Raw genomic sequence first — 19076 nt, forward strand, 5'->3', positions numbered from 1 at the left:
CGGGCATGACTTTCAGTGTAACAAACCCGATGAAGCTCGCACTTTGTCAGCCGTGCGCTGCATCTCGGGACCTTTTGCCGTATGCTGTTGTCTCACTCCGGTGAGACAGCCAGGGCCGCCAAGAGCCCGTTAAGACTCTCTTAAGATCTTTGTGATTGACTTGTAGGGCATACAGAAAAGGAGAAGTTATGAGTCGTTCTACATCCCGCAAATCAGGCATCGGCCTGGGGCGCCGTATTCGCAGCGCGCTGCTGGCGCAGAAGCAATACTGGAAAATGTATTTCGCCATGAAGCTGCGCCGTCTGCGCGTACCTGCCCCGCTGGTGGTGCTGGGCGGTTCGCTGCTCGGATTCTTCATGCTGACCCTGCTGATGCTCAGCGTGGTCGCCATCGACGTGATCAGCACCCTGCTGCTGCTGTGTCGGAAACTGCTGGGGCGGGGGCATAGTGAGGGGCGCGCCTTTATGCCGCGCGGCTAACGAGAAAAGAAGCGGAGGCGCGCAATACGCCTCCGCAGCATACCGATTAACGCTTGGCGCCTTTACGGCGCGTCAGCATAAACCCGCACCACAGCACCGCAATCCACACCGGCATCAGCAACACCGAAATGCGGATCCCTTCGCTGAAATACATAATCACCAGAATCAGGCTGAGGAACGCCAGGCACAGGTAGTTGCCGAACGGGTACCACAGCGCCTTAAAGCTGGGAATGACGCCCTGGCGGTTCTTGGCGGCGCGGAATTTCAGGTGCGCCAGGCAGATCATCACCCAGTTGATCACCAACGTTGAAACCACCAGCGCCATCAGCAGCTCAAACGCCTTGCCGGGCATCAGGTAGTTAATCAGCACGCCGATCGAGGTAATCAACGCCGATAGCGCAATGGACAGCACAGGCACGCCGCGCTTGTTAACCCGCGTCAGCGCCTGCGGCGCATTGCCCTGGCTGGCCAGCCCGAACAACATGCGGCTGTTGGCATAAACGCCGCTGTTGTAGACCGACAGCGCGGCGGTCAGCACCACCACATTGAGCACGGTCGCCACCAGATTGCTGTTCAGCGCATGGAAAATCAGCACGAACGGGCTGCCCCCCTCCACCACTTGCCCCCACGGATAGAGCGACAGCAGCACGGTCAGCGAGCCGATATAGAAGATCAGAATGCGGTACACCACCTGATTGGTGGCTTTGGGAATGCTGCGGCGCGGATCGGCGGCTTCCGCCGCGGTGATGCCGACCATTTCCAGGCCGCCGAACGAGAACATGATCACCGCCATCGCCATCACCAGCCCAGAGAAGCCGTGCGGCATAAAGCCGCCCTGCTGCCACAGGTTGGTGATGCTGGCCTGCGGGCCGCCGTTGCCGCTGACCAACAGCCAGGCGCCGAACACGATCATGCCGACAATCGCCACCACTTTGATGATGGCGAACCAAAACTCGGTTTCGCCGTACAGGCGCACGTTCACCAGGTTAATCAGGTTGATCAGCACGAAAAACAGCGCGGCGGAGGCCCAGGTGGGGATCTCAGGCCACCAGTACTGAATGTAGATGCCGACAGCGGTCAGTTCCGCCATGCCGACCAGAATGAACATCGCCCAATAGTTCCAGCCGGAAAGAAAGCCGGCGAAGTCGCCCCAATATTTATAGGCAAAGTGGCTGAACGATCCGGCGACCGGCTCCTCCACCACCATTTCGCCCAGCTGGCGCATGATTAAAAACGCGATAAAACCACCGATGGCGTAACCCAACAGCACGGCGGGGCCGGCCATTTTAATGGTTTGCGCAATGCCGAGAAATAAACCGGTACCGATGGCGCCCCCGAGGGCAATAAGCTGTATATGTCTGTTTTTTAAGCCGCGTTTTAGCGGAGTATCCTGATGCTGACCGCCCATCTTATCCTCATATGGCGTACACCCTTGCCGCTATCGGCCAAGATTTCACCAATCAATAAATGTATCTGCGGGCGGCTTTTTAACACTTAACCCCGTGAGCATCAAGGAGAAGCGCCCCGAGACGGCAGGCCGGAGCGCGATTTTTTAACCGTGAGAAAGCATGCAACGGTGGCGTTCAGCCAGGCATACCGCACAGTTTGGTCAGGTTGCGCGCGCCGATCATCAGCGTGGCGACATAGGATTGGCGACGCGTGACCACTTCCACCGCCACGCGATCGTTTTGATATTTTATCAGGTAGGTCGAGGGCCAGCCCTGACGGCGCTGGCCGAAGCTTTCGGCATGACGATCGATCGCCGCATGGGCAATCACCAGATGAGACAAGTTTTTATCACCTTTGATAATGCGCTTCATAAACAGCCTCCGCCAACGACAGCTCTGTTATTAGAAAAAGGAGAAACTCTTACCAATCACCGGTATTGTTCGACTCAGTTAGCCTGTCGGCTCATCAGGAAGCAGATCATCGCCGCGCGCAGCGGGCTGGCGCTGTCCGCCTGCCATTCACCGCCCTGGGTGCTCATGCGCGCCTGCCATTGCGGGCTGTCGCTTTGGTTATCGGGGTTCAGACTGATTTTGTTGGCGCAAATGATCGGCCAGGCATCGGAGGGATTCTTGCAGTAATCTTTACCTTTCACACCACCGTAGGGATACCACTTGTCCGGGTTCTCTCCGGTCAGCAGCGCGATGCTGCGGTTCACTTCGGCATCGCTTTCTTCGTACCATTTAATCATCGGCTTCATCCATCTTTCGTAAGGTTCGCGCTACATTACGATGTCTGTACGACAGTTTTATGACAGCGCCGCCGGTTTTCACATTATCTCTACTAATGCTTTGCCCCCTTTATCTTTCCTGAGCGCCTGCGTACACTTTTCTCTCTGTTCTGCGCCCAGGAAACGCATGCATGTTGACCGGCCTCAACCATCTGACGCTTGCCGTCAGCGATCTCGATCGCAGCTTCGATTTTTATCGTCATCTATTGGGTTTTACCCCGCACGCCCGCTGGCAAGGCGGCGCCTATCTTTCATTGGGGTCATTGTGGCTATGCCTGTCGCTGGATGAAAGGCGCACGCAACAACACGAGCGCGATTACACCCATTACGCCTTCAGCGTAGCGCCGGAACACATTGAACAGGCCAGCCAGCAGTTGCGCCAGGCCGGCGTCGAAGAGTGGAAAAGCAATCGCAGCGAAGGCGAATCGCTCTATTTTCTCGATCCTGATGGGCATCAATTGGAGATCCATGCCGGCGATTTGGCCAGCCGCCTGGCGGCATGCCGGGAAAAACCTTATCAGGGCATGGTGTTTTACTGAGGCGCCCCGGCGGCAGCGCCAGCCGGAGCATCATGCTCAACGTTCGGGGATAAAACCTTTGAAATCCAGCGCGGGGCTGAGATCGTCGTCGTCAGCAGCAGCGCCGTCAGTGCCAGCGCGGTGCGCCATACGCTTCAACAGCGCCGTTTGCTGACGCTGTTGCTCGGCAATCTCTTGCAGCAGGCGAATCTGCTCGTTGGCGCGCACGCTGGCGCGGTTCACCAGGAACCAAACCCACAGCCCGGCCAGCAACGCCACGGCGGCGAGGGCCAGCGACAACAGGCCGTTCTGGCCAAAACCTAAATCGTACATGAAAAACCCTATCTACTGCGACATTCAGGCCGCCATCTTAACACTCGCGGCGGCCGTGCGAACATCCCTGCCGAAAATTGCTTACCAGGGCACGAAGCGGGTCACCGAACAGATGCCCAACGCAAAATTTCCACCATCGTCGCAATAGCTGTCCAGCGCCAGCAGGTAGAAAAACAGGCAGGCAGCGACGGCCGTCATTATCACGAGGATTTTTTTTCGCAACAAATTTAGCAGCCTCATTGTTATCTGGGTAATCTATCGCGCATGTTATCACAGCGAAGTTAAACGAAGTTTAACTTTTCGTTTAGATTTCTGGCTATCGCCTGGTTTTCAGACTGTTACCCTTGCCCTCGCATGCGCGCCGTGGCTAGATGCTCTCTCAGGGACAACGAGGAAATGCGATGAGTAAATTGATTAAGTGGGTACTGGTGTTGGCGGTCATTTACGGCGGCTTTTTGATCTCGGGTTACGGCGTGCTGATCGGCAGCAACAAAAACGTTGGCGGGTTGGGATTGCAGTGCAAATACCTGACGGCGCGTAACGTGGCGATCGCCCAGTACGTGAATGGCGACAACGGTTTCATCGGCGTAGCCGACTGCCCGCTGTTCAAGAAAATCGAAACGGTGGTGGATTAACCGCCACCGCCCGACGCCGTCGCTCTGCGGCGGCCCCGCCTCAGTTGCGGGTAAACTTCATCTCGATCAGCGCAATCGCCTTGTCAATCGCTCGGCGGGTCACCGGATCGGCGCCAGCAGGGTGCGTGGAGAAATCGATGCTTTTGAGCTGACCCGCCATCTTGTCGCGCACTTCGGTCGGCGCAATCACGTCGATAACGTCCAGAATCTGTTTGATGACCAGTTGGCAAGCGACCAGATCGGAAGCCAATTCCTGCTCGTTGCTCAGCATGTCAGACATAATAACTTTCCTTCTTGATTCAAACGCCGCACAGAATAGCATGGCGTCCGCGCCATTGCCCGCTCTCCCCGTCTTTTTCCCCCTTCTGCGCACCGCCGGGCAAAAGCCCGCGGCGGATTAGCCTATACTTGCAGCATGACGGTGGCAAAAACCACCCCCAAGCCACAACCAACAGGAGAAAGTTATGGCGAATCACAATGTGAAATCCTGGGCGACAGTGCGTGAAACTTCGGTGGAGATCGCCGAAGCCATTTTTGAACTGGCAGGGAACGACGAAGTGTTGGCGCAGAAAATCTGGGAAGAAGGCAGCGACGAAGCGCTGGAGAAAGCCTTTGCCAAAACCACCGCCGACCAGCTTTATTGGGGAGAGGAAACCGTCGAGCGGAAAAACGTTTGAGCGCCTGCGCAACAAAAAGCCCGGGTTTCTGACCCAGGCTTTCCCGATTGGCGTTCGCCCCGCTCAGCGGCGTGCAATATCTCTTGCTCTCACGGTTCTTCACCTCCCACACCTTCCGCGTTTTTCATGCTCATCACCGGCATCGCCATAAAAGCGCCGACGCCCACGATTACAACCAGAGTAATAATCACTGTCATTAACATGCGATCACCCCATCAACGTTGAGTTGTTACGGCTGACTCTGTTTTGGCGGTTACTTGCTGCGGCCTTCTTTGCGTCCCCCACCGAGGCGGTGACCGTCTCAGATTAGCCGTTTTTCCTTTCGGCTGACAAGCGGCGGTTACGCGGTTTTTCCGAATAATTGCCGCCCGACACCGGCGGCGTTTTTGTCCACGGCGGCAAGTTGTGTATACTTCACCGCTATGTAGGTCTCACACTGACGCACTGATGATACAAGAACACCACCTCTCATTGGTCTGCGCCCTCAGCAAATGGGTCGAAACTCACCTCGGACGAGTGATCCATCTCGAAGAGCTGGCCGAGTACTCCGGCTACTCGCTGTGGCACATGCAGAAGCTGTTCAAAGAAGCGACGGGAATTTCGCTCGGCAAATACATTCGCGAACGCCGTCTGGCCGGCGCGGTCTACCAACTGCGCAGCAGTGAAGCGTCGATCTTCGATATTGCCCTGGACTTTGGCTTCGGTTCACAGTCTCACTTCACGTACATGTTCAGAAAGCGTTTTAATATCACGCCCTATGATTTCCGCCAGGATTTGAGCGTCGATCTGCATATCGATCCGCCGCTGCACGTCATTCATCAAAAATCCGCCTGAAGCCCGCCGCAAACTGGCGGGTTAACGCGCCGCCCATGCCGCCAGTATCGCGATCGCGGCCGGCAGCGCCTGCACCCACAGAATTTTGCGGCTGGCGGTCAGCCCGCCGAACACGCCGGCCGCCAACACGCACCCGAGAAAGAACAGCTGCAGCGCCATATCCCCACGCCAGTAGCTCCATGCCAACCCCACCGCCAGAAAGCCGTTGTACAACCCCTGATTGGCGGCCAGCACCCGGGTGGCGGCGGCGAACTCCGCCGTCGTGCCGAATGCGCGCCTGCCGAGTGGCGTACGCCACAGGAACATTTCCAGCACCAGGATATAAAGATGGAGCGCTGCGATGAGCAGCAGCAAAATATCGGCAAAGAGCTTCATGGGGATCCCGGTCGTTTATTGAAGATGTCATCAATTATAAACTCCGCCTCTCATCTTCCCACCGGCGGAGATAAAAAAACCCGCCGAGGCGGGTTTATGCAGGAGTCATTTTTTGAGGTTAGTTTAATACGGCGACCAACAATGCCGCGACAGAGGCCCAAAACAGCGCCGTGGCAACCACGACATGGGACAGTCTTGCACGATAAAGTACCTGGCTCATAATGACCTCACTGACATCTGACTAACGGGAGACAACCTTACTTCCTGAGGATTATCCTAAACTTCTTCTCGTTGTCATTATATGCGCCAGATCACTTTTCCGCCGATAAACCTTATATTGTCGTAAAGCTGGAGCCGCGATCACATTAATTGCGCCTTATTAGAGCGAAATAAGTCGAATAATCGCGGCGATTATATCCTAACGCTATCAAACATCGCTCCAGGGCAGGCGTGGCGCGGTCATGCGCTCACCAGAATAACCGCTAACCGCCGGGAAGCGCGGCGCCCCTTGTTCCCAATCATGCTGAGCCCGAGTAATTTCAGCCTTGCTATGGCCAACGAAATTCCACCAGATAAGGATCTCTTCGTTTAATGGCGCCCCACCGATTAATAATCCCCGGCTGCCCTTTTGCGCATTTAACCCAATAGAGTTATTCTTCATGCCCAAATAGGCGAACTCATCAGGTGAAAAAGTTTCACCATTAAGTTCAAATGCACCAATAAGGGGCAAAAAGCCGATTTCATAATCATCGCGCAGCGGCAATTCGATCCTCGCCGCTTCCTGCCATTCCAGGTCAATGGCGATTAATGGCGAAAGCGTAAACACCGGTGAACGGTAAGCGCCAAATTCCCCCACCAGCAAACGGTGATTCACGCCGTTATTCTGCCATTGCGGCAAGTCAGGATAATGATCGAAGCGTGGCGCCATGTCGGCATGTTCGGCCGGCAGCGCGATCCATAATTGTGCGGCATGCAATCGCCGTTGCTCACCCACCGACTGTTCGGTATGCGCAATGCCGCGCCCTGCGGTCATCAGATTAACCTGGCCCGGGCGAATCACCTGCTCGCTGCCGAGGCTGTCTCGGTGCAGCACCTCCCCCTCTATCATCCAGGTGAACGTTTGCAGCCCGATGTGCGGATGCGGCCCCACATCCATGCCGGGCGAGGTGCCGTTGAATACCGTCGGCCCGGCGTGATCGAGAAAACACCAGGCGCCGACGGTGCGCCGCTCCCGGGTTGGTAACGCGCGGTTGATCGGGATGCCCCCCACTTCTGCGTTACGCACGGCAATACGTTGTATCTGGCGCACGCCGTCAACGACAGGGCATTCGCGTGCAGGTGAAGAGAGCGTAGGACGTGACTGACTCATCGCAAAGACCTCCTGAATGGCGCCGATTCGCCAAGGGTAACCGCCCAAGCTTAACACAGGACAGCTTCCCCACAGAGCGGCGACGCTCAGGCGCAGTTGCGCGGATCAGGACGCTTTGATATAGCAGCTCATGATGTCTATATCGTCCTGCGCGTGCCTGAGATCGGAGAAATAGGTCACGCCAAAGAGAATTGATACCACCAGCAGCACGGACACCAACAGGCCGATAATCGCCAGCAGTTTGGTCTCATCATGGAGATTAGGCTCCATTTTATCTCCCCTAGTTAATCGCGTCAGGTCACCCACAGCGTGACCGCCAGCGTAAAGATAATCAGTGAGCAGGACGCCACCGCCAACACGACGATCGCAAATTGCGCATCACCCAAGGTTTCTCGATAGTTTTTATCCGTTGAGGCGTTACGCTGTTGTTTCACTAAATCGGTTTCACTCGTTCAACTGCTACATTGCTGTTTGATGGGGCAAAACATCCCCTCAGAATAAGGCGCCAACGTTGCCGCCTTGGTCGTTCCGGCTCAACCGGGGGATGACGCTATCAATTTTCCCCATCAGGGTCAACACCGCGCCTGCCGGCAAGCGAGCGGGTACACAGGGGAAATGTAACCGGCATCAAGATCGCAGGGAAATAAGAGACGCCTATTGCAGAGGACAAAAAAAAGCCCGGTACGCAACCGGGCTATGGCAGACCGACGCGTTATTGCGGGATACGCAACACCTGCCCAGGATAAATCTTGTCCGGGCTCGACAACATCGGCTTGTTGGCTTCGAAAATCTTGTTGTACTGATTGGCATTGCCGTACATCTCTTTAGAGATGGCGCTCAGCGTATCGCCCTTCTTCACGGTATAGAAGCGGCTCTCGGCGTCAGGTTGCGTCACCGCCACCTTATCCTCCACGCCGCTGATGCCCGCCACGTTGCCGATAGCCACCAGGATCTTCTCTTTTAACTCCTGGCTGACGGCGTCACCGGTCACTACGGCTTTACCATCGATCACCTGCACATTGACTTTGTCGGTGTCCGGCAAGCCGCTCTTATTGAGATGCTCCTTGAGTTTGGCGCCTTGATCTTCGGCGGAGGCATTACCGGTGACTGTGTCCCACAGTTTTTCACCCGCTTCTTTGACGAAGTTAAACAAGCCCATATTCACTCCTTTTGATGGTTTCACTAATGCGTTTAAGTAAGGCTAGTTAAGCTTAGCATCGACAAAAGGATATGCCATCCGCTCACGGCGTCAGAAACGGTTAGAGTATTCCGAAAGTGTCGTCAACGGCGTTTCGGTGGCGATTAATCGCGCAATGATGCTGAAAAATCGCGCTTTTTTACCTACACTGTTGCAGACAGAGCAACTCGACGAAGGAGGCGTGCAACGATGTACGCATTGGTGATGTTTGTCTGTTATCTGGATGGTGGCTGCAGTGAAATGGTGGTCGACATATTGCGCGACGAGCCGCAATGCCTGGTCGCGATGAAGGAACAGAACTTGCGACACGCCGGCTGTTATCCCATGGAAGAGTTTATCGACGGCTTCTGGTTGCCAGCCAGCGAATATTCGGATTTTTAACGCCCTCCCCGCGCGACGCTGAGGAATTTCTGATTTCATCGGAAACTGCGTCTTCCTCCGAGGCATAAGGCCGCTGTTTTGCTAAATTGCGGCTCCCGAAGAAGAAAGAGACAGAGAAAGGTCATGCCAGCATCGGCTCACTCCAACGAGCAATATGAAACTCTGCTGCACGACGTCAGCCTGGCGTTAGGCGACGCAGTGTTGCAGTTAATCCAAAACCATAAAAAGGTCTCCGGCGGCAACATTCTTTCACAGCTGGTGAACGAAATAGAGCGTGAGCAGGATCAGCAACGTTTCGCCGCGCTGCGTTCCGCCATTGAGCTGGTCGGGCTGGCGCCCAAAGGCTGAGATCCCGATAAAACGAAGGCCGGGCTTGCGCCCCGCCTGAGGTTAATGACAAGCCTGGTGACATTGCCAGGTTTACCGAAAACAGCATTTAAAATAAGGGAAATCAATTCATTGATTTTCGGTTGCTCACCACAAAGAAGGAAAAACCACGCTTTTTCCGCCTTTGTCAACGAGCTAAGGCGGGGCTTGCGCCCCGCCTGATTACCAATCCCGACACAGGATGAAGGTAAGGGAATTGCAGATTAGAAGCGATACGTCAGGCTGACGGCAACAATATCATCGTTGGCCAGTTTCAGTTTGTTATCGTCGCTCAGCTGGTTGATTTGGTAATCAACGTAGGTGTACATATTTTTGTTGAAGTAGTAAGTCGCCCCCACTTCCACGTACTTCACCAGGTCGGCATCACCGATCCCTTCGATATCCTTGCCTTTGGACTGCACGTAAGCCACGGAAGGACGCAGACCGTTCTCGAATTGATACTGGGCCACAACTTCGAAGTTTTGCGTTTTATTGGCGAAACCGGAAGTGCCGTTGACGCTGATCGGCGTCATGTTGCGGGTTTCGGCATACATCGCAGCCAGGTAAACCTGGTTGGCATCGTATTTCACCGCAGTGGTCCATGCGGTGGCGCTGTCGCCTTTACCGTACTGCAGCGCTTTTTGAGCGCTGGTGCGGTTGGAGTCGGAGAACGCCGCCGCTACGCCGATGCCGGAACCGCCGATGTCCTGATAGTCCAGAGACAGGCCGTAACCGTCGCCGTTTTGCTTGGTCACGCTGCGGCCGTCGCCATCGTTTTTACCCTGGTACTGCACCGCCAGATTCAGGCCGTCCACCAAACCGAAGAAATCACGGTTGCGGTAGGTGGCCAAACCGTTGGAACGGGCGGTCATAAAGTTATCGGTATAGCTGTAGGAGTCGCCGCCGAACTCCGGCAGCATGTCGGTGTAAGCCTCGGCGTCATAGACCACACCATAGTTGCGGCCGTAGTCGAAAGAACCGTAGTTGCCGAATTTCAGCCCCGCGAAGCCCAGACGCGTTTTGGTGCCGGTAGTGCCCTGCGCTTCGTCATGATTGGCCTGGACGTTGTATTCCCACTGGCCGTACCCGGTCAACTGATCATTGATTTGCGTTTCGCCTTTGAAGCCCAGGCGAACATAGGTCATATCACCGTCGTTGGATTTACTGTCGCTGAAATAATGCTTGGCGTTAACACGGCCGTACAGGTCGAGTTTATTGCCATCCTTATTGTAGATTTCAGCCGCGTTGGCGAAGGAGGTGATCGCCCCGAGGGCGACAGCTAAGGCTAATACACTGCGTTTCATCATTTATTTTCCTAGATATTATAATTAGAACCCTGCCCGTCACGCCCATTTATAATTTGGGCTGTGATTTTATCTTTTGGTATTTTATGAGCACCCCTAATACGGGGGTGATGTGACATTAGCATCATGAATCAAAACTTAAAATCAAAAAGTTCATGAAACAACGAGGAGAAAGCATGTTTATTTGTAACAAAACATTACAAAGCAAGCATCACGCAACCAATTGAATATATGAATATTTTGCCACATAAGTTATAACCAAAATGGTGCAACGCACCAATATGGTGCATTTAGGTTTCGTTTTGCGTGCTTTCTGCGCGATTCAAAAGTAACAATAAAATTAGCATGGTTATTAAAAACGTTACTTATTTCACATTTTTGTCTTAACATATTCACCAGGCAATTAAGACTTTCAGCTAATCATCTGACACCGCCTTTTATTCATTCACATAAGGGAATCTCTTCAGAACGAATAAAATTCGCCTTACGGCAATTAAAATAGCGAGAAATAGCAGACTAAAATAATGAAGGGAATAACGGCGGCGCGCTGAGGGCGCCGCCGTGGATAAATCAATACAGCGTAGAACGGGAAACTTCGCTCAACAACATACCGGCACGCAGGCCCAACGCCACACCGGGGTTAGGGAACAGTATCCACGCCCCCTCCTGGCCCACGCGATACTCCTCCTGCGGCTGCTCGCACAGCAACATCCCCGGTTTCAGCTCGGTGAAGTTGGCCGTGTCATCGTCCAGATGCAGCTTGAAATCTTCGCTGTGCTTGATCAACGAGTGCATCACACGGAAAACCCGAATCTCGGCGCCCGCACGCACCGGCGGCGCCCCTTCGCTGACCGCCGCCCGCAGCGCGCGATCGATGGCGGCGAATTGCTGCAGATCGTTACTGCCGAACGGCCGCGCCTTGCCCAACTCGAGCGTACAGCTCGCCGCATTGAGATGTTCGCTGGAGTAGTGGCTAAAGGTACCGCCCGGCGCGCTGTGCACCACCAGCGCATCCAGATCGGCGGCATCCAGCAGCTGCAACATCGGCTCGCTGTACGGGCGTTTCTGGAAGGGCAGAATGCCGAAGCGCGGCAAACGCGATTCACGGATGGCGGTGTGCAAATCGTAGTGGAAACGCGCCGCCTGCTCGCCATCGAAAAAGGCGGCGAGCGCACGCTCCAACTGCTGCGCGCGCACGGTTTCGCCGCTGGCGGCGAAGTTGCGGTAGCGGCCGCCGAACATGCGGTTCATATCGCTGTGCAGATAACGCTTGCCGGCCCGCATCGCCGCCGGGTTACCCAGCACCACCAACAGCCGCACCTTCAGCGGCAACCGGCCAGCCAGCAGATCGCCGACCAGCTGATTGAGCAGTTCAATCGGCGCGGTTTCGTTGCCGTGCACGCCCGCCGACATCACCATCGCCTGGCGGTGAGGCTGCCGCGGCGTGAGCTCCAGCACCCCTTCCCCCTGCCAGCGCCAGCGCAGCTGCGGTGTTTCACCCTGCCATTCGACGGGTTCGTTCCCTTCCAGCGTCAGGGGCAGTAGATCGATCATGCCGCCTCCCTTAGCGTTGGAATGGATAGATGGAACCGAGGCCGAGGATCGACGTCAGCGCATCCAGCGCCTCGCGCCCTTCGCGCAGCAGCAGCGGATCGGCCAGGTCATCCTGCGTCAGGCGATCGCGGTAATGACGATCCACCCATTCGTTCAGCGTCGCAAACAGCCGCTCGTTCATCATCACGCGCGGATTGACCGCTCTCAACTCTTGTTCGTTGAGCGCCACCCGCAACCGCAGGCAGGCCGGGCCGCCGCCGTTGCGCATGCTTTCGCGCAGGTCGAACACGCGGATTTCATCGATCGGGCCGCCGCTGCCGATCATGTCGTTCAGATAACGCCACACGCCGGCGTGCTGACGCGACTCTTCCGGCACCACGATCATCATCCTGCCGTTCGGTTTGGTAAGAATTTGGCTATTGAACAGGTAGGTCGCCACCGCGTCCGCCACCGAAACGCGCTCGGTCGGCACCTCGATCGCCACCAGCTCGCTGTCCAGCGTCGCCATCTTGCGGCGCACTTCATCCAGCGCCTGCTGCTGGCGGTGAAACGCCTGCTGGTGGTGGAAAAGTACGTTTTGGTTGCTGACCGCAATCACGTCGTTATGGAACACGCCCTGATCGATCACCGCCGGGTTTTGCTGCACGAAGACCGTATGCTGCTCGTCCAACTGATGTAGGCGAGCGATCGCCTCACCGGCTTCGCGCGTCTGGCGCGCCGGATAACGCGCCGGCGCCGTTTCGCCGCCGAACTCCTGCCGACCGTAGACGAACACCTGCACGCTGCGCTTGGCGTAGTCGCCGCCCAAACGGTTGTGGTTGGCGGCCCCTTCGTCGCCGAACAACGCCACCTGCGGCAGCGCCTCATGGTGGGCGAAATGCCGATCGTCGCTGAACATCGCCCGCAATACGGCGGTGGTGGTTTCCGCTTCGATGGCGCGGTGGAATTTGTTGTTCAGGTTGGCGGCGGTGAAATGCACCTTGCCGTCGGCGCTGTCCGCCGAAGGCGACACCGTAGCCGCATTGGCGGTCCACATGCACGACGCCGAGCTGAGCGCCGACAGCAGGCGCGGCGACTGACGCATCGCCTGCGCCAGCACCGCCTCATCGCTGCCGCTGAACCCCAGGCGCCGCAGCATCGGCAAGTGCGGCCGCTCCTGCGGCGGCAATACCCCTTGCTGGAAACCGAGATCGGCCAGCGCCTTCATTTTCAGCAAACCTTGTTTCGCCGCCAGCTTCGGGTTAGATACGCTGTTTTGGTGCTGCGTCGAGGCCTCATTGCCGAACGACAGCCCGGCATAGTGGTGCGTCGGCCCCACCAAACCGTCGAAATTGACTTCATATCCTGACATGGCTATCCCCTGGGGATGGCCTGCGGCGGCGCCATCGCGCCGCCGCAGACGATTAACGGAACAACAAGCCCGGCGAGAGCGTCGCCGGCAGCGACAGGCTTTCGCTTTCCAGCGAAGCCATCGGCCAGGCGCAATAGTCCGCCGCATAGAAGGCGCTTGGGCGATGGTTGCCGGAGGCCCCCACGCCACCGAATGGCGCCGCGCTGGACGCCCCGGTCAGCGGCTTGTTCCAGTTGACGATGCCGGCGCGCGCTTCCAGCAGCAAGCGCTCGAACAGCGCGCGCTGCGGCGATACCAGCCCCACCGACAGGCCGTAGCGCGTCCGGTTGGCGAGCTGTAGCGCTTCGTCGAAATCGCGGTAACGCACGATGGTGGTCAAGGGGCCGAAATACTCTTCGTCCGGTACGCCGGCCACGCCGGTCAGATCGACGATGCCCGGGCTGAGCAGCGAACTGCCCGGTTCCAGCAGGCGCATGCTCAGCAGCGATTTGCCGCCCAGCGCCAGCAAGCGCTGCTGCGCGTTCAGCATGTTTTCCGCCGCGGCTGCCGACACCACCCCGCCCATGAACGGCTGCGGTTCGGCATCCCAGCGGCCGACGCGCAGTTCGCCCGCCACCTGGACCAAACGTTCGATAAAGGCGTCGCCTTCCGCCCCCTGCTTCACCAGAATACGGCGTGAACAGGTGCAGCGTTGGCCGGCGGAGATAAACGCCGATTGGATAGCCAGGTTGACCGCCGCATCGCGATCGTCAAAACCGTCGACGATCAGCGCGTTGTTGCCGCCCATCTCCAACGCCAGGATCTTCTCCGGCTGCCCCGCCAATTGGCGATGCAGGTGATAGCCGGTGCCGGCGCTGCCGGTGAACAGCAGGCCGTCGATATCCGCACTGGCCGCCAGCGCTTCGCCGGTCTCGCGGCCGCCTTGCACCAGGTTGATCACCCCGTCCGGCAGGCCGGCCTGCAGCCACAGCTTCAGGGTCTCCTCGGCGGTCAGCGGCGTCAGCTCGCTCGGTTTGAATACCACGCAGTTGCCGGCCAACAGCGCCGGCACGATATGGCCGTTCGGCAGATGGCCGGGGAAGTTATAAGGCCCGAACACCGCCAGCACGCCGTGCGGACGATGGCGCAGCACCGAAGCGCCGTCGGCCATCGCCGTCTGGCTAAAGCCGGTACGCGTCTGATAGGCCTGCAGCGAAATGCCCACCTTGCCGATCATCGCCTGAATTTCGGTCAGCGTTTCCCAGCGCGGTTTGCCGGTCTCGCGGCTGATAGTTTCCGCCAGCGACTGCTTGTGTTCTTCCAGCAAGGCGGCGAAGCGTTTTACCAGCTGTTCGCGCTGCTCGAACGGCGTACGCGCCCAGGCCGGGAACGCGGCGCGCGCGGCTTCGCAGGCGGCGGCGACGTCGTCGGTATCGGCGGCGTTGGCGCGCCACAGCGGCTGGTTGCCGACCGGATCGGCCTTGCCGAACTCGGCACCGCGGCCCTGCCGCCAGACGCCGTTAATCAACAGTGCAGGATGAGACATCATGCTTTCTCCTGTGCAATAAGGGGGAGCACCCGCACCGGGCTGCCCTGTTCGACGCCCAGCGCCGCGGCGGTGGCGGCGTTGATATGCAGGCGGTCGTCATACAGATCGGCATTGACCAACAGTGCGCGGTAGTGCTGATAGTTGTCGTTGGCCACCAGATGCACCGGCGCATCGGCGCGCATCGGCGTGTCATCCAGCACCACTTTCACCAGGCGGCTCTGCTTCACCGCGCGGATGTGGTCGATCTCGGCTTCCAGCGTCGGGCCGCCGTCGAAGATATCGACGTATCCCTGATAGCTCAGGCCTTCCGCCTCCAGCAATCGGCGCGCCGGCAGGGTTTGCGGATGCACTTCGCCGATCACTTTCTGCGCGTCTTCGGCCAGGAAATCGACATACAACGGGTGTTTCGGCATCAGTTCGGCGATAAACGCCTTTTGCCCGGTGCCGCTCAGGTAGTCCGCCTTGGCGAACTCGATGGAGAAGAAATGGCGCCCGACGCTCTCCCAGAACGGCGATCGGCCATTTTCATCGGAGAAACCGCGCATCTCGGCGATCAGGCGCCGGGAGAAACGTTCGCGGAACGCGGCAATAAACAGGAAACGCACCTTCGACAGCAGCTTGCCGTTCTCGCCGTGACGATAATCCGGATCGAGGAACAGCGTGCACAGCTCCGAATGGCCGGTATGATCGTTGCTGAGGAACAGCGTCGGCACCGATTTATAGACGTTCAGCTGTTTGGAAGCGTGCACCTGCGTGCCGACGCGGAAGCTGTACCAGGGTTCCGCCAGGCCGACGGCCACTTCGATCGCGCAGACCCCGACCACCTGACGGCGCTCGCTGTCTTCCAACACGAACAGATAACACTGGTCACTTTGCGGAAGTTCGCCTTGCCAGGTTTTTAACGCCCGCTCAATGCGTGCCGACAGGGTATCTTCATTTTGCGGCAGTGAAGTGAGACCGATGCCGGATTTACCGGCCAGCGTCAATAAATCCGCCAGATCGCGACGCTCTATAGGGCGAATAATCATCATAATGCGAACCTCTTCTGAATCAGGCTGCGCCGGTGAAGGCGCAGCCCGCTGATTAGCTGCAAATGCGCGCCACGGCGCGCGCGAATCGCGCCAGCCCCTCTTTCACATCCTGCTCAGGGATGATCAGCGACGGCGTGAAACGCACCACGTCCGGGCCGGCGATCAGCGCGATAACGCCTTCTTCGTTGGCCAGTTGGGTGATCTGCTTCGCTTTGCCGGCATAGTCTTTCGTCAATTGGCAGCCGATCAGCAAACCGCCGCCGCGAATGTCGGCGAAGATCGGGTACTGGCGGTTGATGTCGTTCAACCCGTCGATAAACCACTGGTGACGCTGTTTGACGCCCTCCAGCACTTCCGGGGTGTTGATGATGGAGAACACCGTCCCCGCCACCGCCGTCGCCAGCGGGTTGCCGCCGTAGGTGGTGCCGTGGGTACCGACGCCCAGCGTTTTCGCCAGCGCATCGGTGGTCAGCATGGCGCCGATCGGGAAGCCGCCGCCCAGCGCTTTGGCGGTGGTCAGCACGTCCGGCACCACGCCGTACTGCATGTAGGCATACAGGTGGCCGGTGCGTCCGACGCCGGTCTGCACTTCGTCGAAGATCAGCAGCGCATTATGGCGATCGCACAGCTCACGCAGCCCCTGCAGGAAACTGGCTTCCGCCGGCAGCACGCCGCCCTCGCCCTGGATCGGCTCGACGATCACCGCGCAGGTGCGATCGTTGATAAGCTCGGCCGCCGCGGCCAGATCGTTATACGGCGTATGGGTGATGCCGCCCGGCAGCGGCGCAAAGTCCTGCGAGTATTTTGGCTGGCCGCCGGCGGACACGGTAAACAGCGTGCGGCCGTGGAACGCGTTGTTGAACGCCACAATCTGATCTTTACCGGCGCCGTGCTGGTCGTGCGCATGCTTGCGCGCCAGTTTCAGCGCCGCTTCGTTGGCTTCAGCGCCCGAGTTGCAGAAGAACACCTTGTCGGCGAAGGTGGCGTCGATCAATTTTTTGGCCAGGCGCAGCACCGGTTCGTTGGTATAGCCATTGCCCAGATGCCACAGTTTGCCCGCCTGTTCCACCAGCGCCGCCTTGACCGCCGGGTGCGCATGCCCCAACGCGTTAACCGCGATGCCGCCGGCGAAGTCGATGTAAGACTTACCCTGCTGATCCCACACCTGCGAGCCTTCTCCCCGCACCAGAATAAAATCGGCAGGGGCATAAACCGGGACCATCCAGTCATCGAAAGACTGGCGGGTAACTGCGATTGGCTGTTCCATAGTGACCTCATAATCTCAGCAAAGGCTGAATTTTGACTGTAAGGGCCGCTCAGGCCCGGCTAGGCCGCCACATTGCAAAAAAACCGTTGTTCAAAACCGACTTTCACGGCGGAGAAAATGCTGCCCCTTACCGCTGATTTAGAAACAAATCTGTTACATAAAATCGGTTTTTCACTATTTATGGCGTATATCCGGTCCCTGAGCGGGGAGTAAATGTTAACGAGCAGTTAAAATACATGTCGTTTGATAAAGAGTGTAGAGCAGCTATCGTGCCAAAACGGGATTTTTACCGGATTTTGCTATTTTTGACGTTAAAACAACGGCTTATATTGCATAACTATTCATTTTCTATGCATTGGTAATGCATAAATTAAAAAATAAGGCCTAAAATCATCATTGCGCGCGAAATCCTATTCAATTGCGAAAAACTTCAGGATTTCTGATCGGGCTCGCAAAAATAATTTCGCCCGATTTGCTCGCTATCACACTTTTTGCCCCCAGCGGGTGCAGCGGCGCGCCAGAATGGTGCATCGCGGCAGCGACGCGAGACCCCACCGGCCAAAAGGGGCCACGCTGGCCGCGGCTCCTGCTTTGTGCGCCAGCGACTACACTGTGATCCTGACCGCCCCTTCTCTTCTGCGCACAAGGAGTCACCATGCCCAAGAAAACCGCCGATCTCAGCCAGCCGCACGCCCAACTCGACACCCGCGCGTTTCTCGAAGCGCTGAATGCCGGCGGCGGTAAACCTATGGAACAGATGAAGCCCAAAGAGGCGCGCAGGGTGTTGGAGGACGCGCAACGCAGCGTCGAGGTGCCGCTGCGCGAGGTCGAGATCAGCGAGAAAACCATTCACGTAGAAGGTCAGGATATTCTGCTGCAGCTGGTGCGGCCGGCCAGGGTCAAAGAGGCGCTGCCGGTATTCATGTTCTTCCACGGCGGAGGCTGGGTGCTGGGCGATTTCCCCACCCATGAACGGCTGGTGCGCGATCTGGTGCACAGCTCAGGTGCAGCGGCGGTGTTCGTCAATTATCCCCGCTCACCGGAGGTGCGCTACCCTGAGGCGATCAACCTGGCTTACGCCGCCACCGAATGGGTGGCCGAGTACGGCGAGAAGATCAACGTCGACGGCTCGCGGCTGGCGGTGGTCGGCAACAGCGCCGGCGGCAATATGGCGGCGGTGGTCAGCCTGATGGCCAAACAGAAAGGCATACCGGCGCTGCGTTGCCAGATCCTGCTGTGGCCCGTCACCCGCGCCCAGTTTGATACCGATTCCTATCATCAGTTTGCCGAAGGCCATTTCCTGACCCGCAACATGATGAAGTGGTTTTGGGACAGCTACGCGCCCGATAAGGCGCAGCGCAAAGACATCTACGCCTCGCCGCTCAACGCCACGCCGGACCAGCTGCGGGGGTTGCCGCCGGCGCTGGTGCAAACCGCCGAGCTGGACGTGCTGCGCGATGAGGGCGAAGCCTACGCGCGTCTGCTCGATGCCGCCGGCGTCGAGGTCACCTCCACCCGCTATAACGGGCTGATCCACGACTACGGCCTGTTGAATCCGCTCGCCCACGTCCCGGCGGTGCATTCGGCGATCCACCAGGCCGGGCGCGCGTTGAAGCACTATCTGTCCTGACGCCAGGTGT

General features: G+C 57.7%; 25 protein-coding genes. 8 read left to right on the forward strand and 17 right to left on the reverse strand.

Annotation, left to right across the window (positions count from 1 at the left end):
* Positions 1-188 precede the first annotated feature (188 nt).
* Positions 189-479, forward strand: a complete 291-nt coding sequence (locus ACJ8HH_RS09730) for a hypothetical protein (protein WP_033647690.1) — start codon at positions 189-191, stop codon at positions 477-479.
* A 46-nt stretch (positions 480-525) separates the two neighbouring features.
* Here ACJ8HH_RS09730 and ACJ8HH_RS09735 read toward each other — a convergent pair whose 3' ends face one another.
* The 3 genes from ACJ8HH_RS09735 to ACJ8HH_RS09745 form a co-directional block, all read right to left on the reverse strand.
* On the reverse strand, positions 526-1887 hold the full coding sequence (locus tag ACJ8HH_RS09735; RefSeq protein ID WP_033634896.1) for an amino acid permease: 1362 nt from the start codon (positions 1885-1887) through the stop codon (positions 526-528).
* Positions 1888-2062: 175 nt separating this feature from the next.
* Entirely contained in the window at positions 2063-2299 is a 237-nt protein-coding gene (locus tag ACJ8HH_RS09740) for a DUF4060 family protein (RefSeq protein WP_025303167.1), read from the reverse strand.
* A gap of 74 nt (positions 2300-2373) precedes the next feature.
* Positions 2374-2676 (reverse strand): phage protein NinX family protein, encoded by a 303-nt coding sequence (locus ACJ8HH_RS09745; RefSeq protein WP_004927682.1) that lies wholly within the window; start codon positions 2674-2676, stop codon positions 2374-2376.
* Between the two features lie 170 nt (positions 2677-2846).
* Between ACJ8HH_RS09745 and fos the strand changes: the two genes are divergently transcribed.
* On the forward strand, positions 2847-3254 hold the full coding sequence (gene fos, locus ACJ8HH_RS09750) for a fosfomycin resistance glutathione transferase (RefSeq protein ID WP_060425860.1): 408 nt from the start codon (positions 2847-2849) through the stop codon (positions 3252-3254).
* Between the two features lie 36 nt (positions 3255-3290).
* Here the strand turns inward: fos and ACJ8HH_RS09755 are convergent, their stop codons facing one another.
* Together ACJ8HH_RS09755 and ACJ8HH_RS09760 are read right to left on the reverse strand one after the other, a co-directional pair.
* Positions 3291-3566, reverse strand: coding sequence for a YebO family protein (locus ACJ8HH_RS09755; protein ID WP_033647694.1), 276 nt, complete (start codon positions 3564-3566; stop codon positions 3291-3293).
* An 81-nt stretch (positions 3567-3647) separates the two neighbouring features.
* Positions 3648-3806: a PhoP/PhoQ regulator MgrB gene (locus tag ACJ8HH_RS09760; protein WP_004927688.1), complete on the reverse strand. Its 159-nt coding sequence runs from the start codon at positions 3804-3806 to the stop codon at positions 3648-3650.
* Between the two features lie 161 nt (positions 3807-3967).
* Here ACJ8HH_RS09760 and ACJ8HH_RS09765 point away from each other — a divergent pair, with 161 nt between their 5' ends.
* Complete coding sequence (locus tag ACJ8HH_RS09765; protein ID WP_004927690.1) at positions 3968-4201, forward strand: YobH family protein; 234 nt, start codon at positions 3968-3970, stop codon at positions 4199-4201.
* A 40-nt stretch (positions 4202-4241) separates the two neighbouring features.
* Here the strand turns inward: ACJ8HH_RS09765 and ACJ8HH_RS09770 are convergent, their stop codons facing one another.
* The gene (locus ACJ8HH_RS09770) at positions 4242-4481 is read right to left on the reverse strand and encodes a DUF2766 family protein (protein WP_004927692.1); all 240 of its coding nucleotides are present in this window, start codon (positions 4479-4481) and stop codon (positions 4242-4244) included.
* 184 nt (positions 4482-4665) lie between these two features.
* Here ACJ8HH_RS09770 and ACJ8HH_RS09775 point away from each other — a divergent pair, with 184 nt between their 5' ends.
* Both ACJ8HH_RS09775 and ACJ8HH_RS09780 read left to right on the forward strand, forming a co-directional pair.
* Positions 4666-4878: a YccJ family protein gene (locus ACJ8HH_RS09775; protein ID WP_004927694.1), complete on the forward strand. Its 213-nt coding sequence runs from the start codon at positions 4666-4668 to the stop codon at positions 4876-4878.
* Positions 4879-5325: 447 nt separating this feature from the next.
* Complete coding sequence (locus tag ACJ8HH_RS09780; protein ID WP_004927697.1) at positions 5326-5712, forward strand: helix-turn-helix domain-containing protein; 387 nt, start codon at positions 5326-5328, stop codon at positions 5710-5712.
* A 21-nt stretch (positions 5713-5733) separates the two neighbouring features.
* Here ACJ8HH_RS09780 and ACJ8HH_RS09785 read toward each other — a convergent pair whose 3' ends face one another.
* The 5 genes from ACJ8HH_RS09785 to lysM form a co-directional block, all read right to left on the reverse strand.
* Positions 5734-6087, reverse strand: coding sequence for a DUF1304 domain-containing protein (locus ACJ8HH_RS09785; protein WP_033654431.1), 354 nt, complete (start codon positions 6085-6087; stop codon positions 5734-5736).
* A 427-nt stretch (positions 6088-6514) separates the two neighbouring features.
* Positions 6515-7456, reverse strand: a complete 942-nt coding sequence (locus ACJ8HH_RS09790) for a pirin family protein (RefSeq protein WP_033634901.1) — start codon at positions 7454-7456, stop codon at positions 6515-6517.
* A gap of 105 nt (positions 7457-7561) precedes the next feature.
* Entirely contained in the window at positions 7562-7726 is a 165-nt protein-coding gene (locus ACJ8HH_RS09795; protein WP_162846224.1) for a hypothetical protein, read from the reverse strand.
* A 23-nt stretch (positions 7727-7749) separates the two neighbouring features.
* Positions 7750-7890 carry a hypothetical protein gene (locus ACJ8HH_RS09800; RefSeq protein ID WP_162846225.1) on the reverse strand — a complete coding sequence of 47 codons (141 nt, stop codon included), beginning with the start codon at positions 7888-7890 and terminating at the stop codon, positions 7750-7752.
* Between the two features lie 278 nt (positions 7891-8168).
* A complete protein-coding gene (gene lysM / locus ACJ8HH_RS09805) occupies positions 8169-8615 on the reverse strand; it encodes a peptidoglycan-binding protein LysM (RefSeq protein WP_197766224.1) in 447 nt (148 codons plus the stop codon).
* A 228-nt stretch (positions 8616-8843) separates the two neighbouring features.
* On the opposite strand from lysM, the gene ACJ8HH_RS09810 reads away from it, so the two are divergent.
* Positions 8844-9035, forward strand: a complete 192-nt coding sequence (locus tag ACJ8HH_RS09810) for a YebW family protein (protein WP_004934567.1) — start codon at positions 8844-8846, stop codon at positions 9033-9035.
* A gap of 123 nt (positions 9036-9158) precedes the next feature.
* Entirely contained in the window at positions 9159-9383 is a 225-nt protein-coding gene (locus ACJ8HH_RS09815; RefSeq protein ID WP_033634903.1) for a biofilm development regulator YmgB/AriR family protein, read from the forward strand.
* A gap of 242 nt (positions 9384-9625) precedes the next feature.
* On the opposite strand, the gene ompC is transcribed toward ACJ8HH_RS09815, so the two are convergent.
* The 6 genes from ompC to ACJ8HH_RS09845 form a co-directional block, all read right to left on the reverse strand.
* The gene (ompC, locus tag ACJ8HH_RS09820; RefSeq protein ID WP_033634904.1) at positions 9626-10708 is read right to left on the reverse strand and encodes a porin OmpC; all 1083 of its coding nucleotides are present in this window, start codon (positions 10706-10708) and stop codon (positions 9626-9628) included.
* A 567-nt stretch (positions 10709-11275) separates the two neighbouring features.
* Positions 11276-12259, reverse strand: coding sequence for a succinylglutamate desuccinylase (gene astE, locus ACJ8HH_RS09825; RefSeq protein ID WP_033647698.1), 984 nt, complete (start codon positions 12257-12259; stop codon positions 11276-11278).
* A gap of 10 nt (positions 12260-12269) precedes the next feature.
* Positions 12270-13610: an N-succinylarginine dihydrolase gene (gene astB, locus ACJ8HH_RS09830; RefSeq protein ID WP_033647699.1), complete on the reverse strand. Its 1341-nt coding sequence runs from the start codon at positions 13608-13610 to the stop codon at positions 12270-12272.
* Positions 13611-13662: 52 nt separating this feature from the next.
* Positions 13663-15135, reverse strand: coding sequence for a succinylglutamate-semialdehyde dehydrogenase (gene astD, locus ACJ8HH_RS09835; RefSeq protein ID WP_033648131.1), 1473 nt, complete (start codon positions 15133-15135; stop codon positions 13663-13665).
* Entirely contained in the window at positions 15135-16169 is a 1035-nt protein-coding gene (gene astA / locus ACJ8HH_RS09840) for an arginine N-succinyltransferase (protein ID WP_033647701.1), read from the reverse strand. Before astA ends, astD begins: the two co-directional genes overlap by 1 nt.
* Before the next feature lie 52 nt (positions 16170-16221).
* Entirely contained in the window at positions 16222-17436 is a 1215-nt protein-coding gene (locus tag ACJ8HH_RS09845) for an aspartate aminotransferase family protein (protein WP_033647702.1), read from the reverse strand.
* 655 nt (positions 17437-18091) lie between these two features.
* Between ACJ8HH_RS09845 and ACJ8HH_RS09850 the strand changes: the two genes are divergently transcribed.
* Positions 18092-19066, forward strand: a complete 975-nt coding sequence (locus ACJ8HH_RS09850) for an alpha/beta hydrolase (RefSeq protein ID WP_033647704.1) — start codon at positions 18092-18094, stop codon at positions 19064-19066.
* The last annotated feature ends 10 nt before the right edge of the window (positions 19067-19076 follow it).

This window comes from Serratia sp. CY32780 (assembly GCF_052169135.1).
In the GTDB taxonomy this organism is placed as follows: Bacteria; Pseudomonadota; Gammaproteobacteria; order Enterobacterales; family Enterobacteriaceae; genus Serratia; species Serratia sarumanii.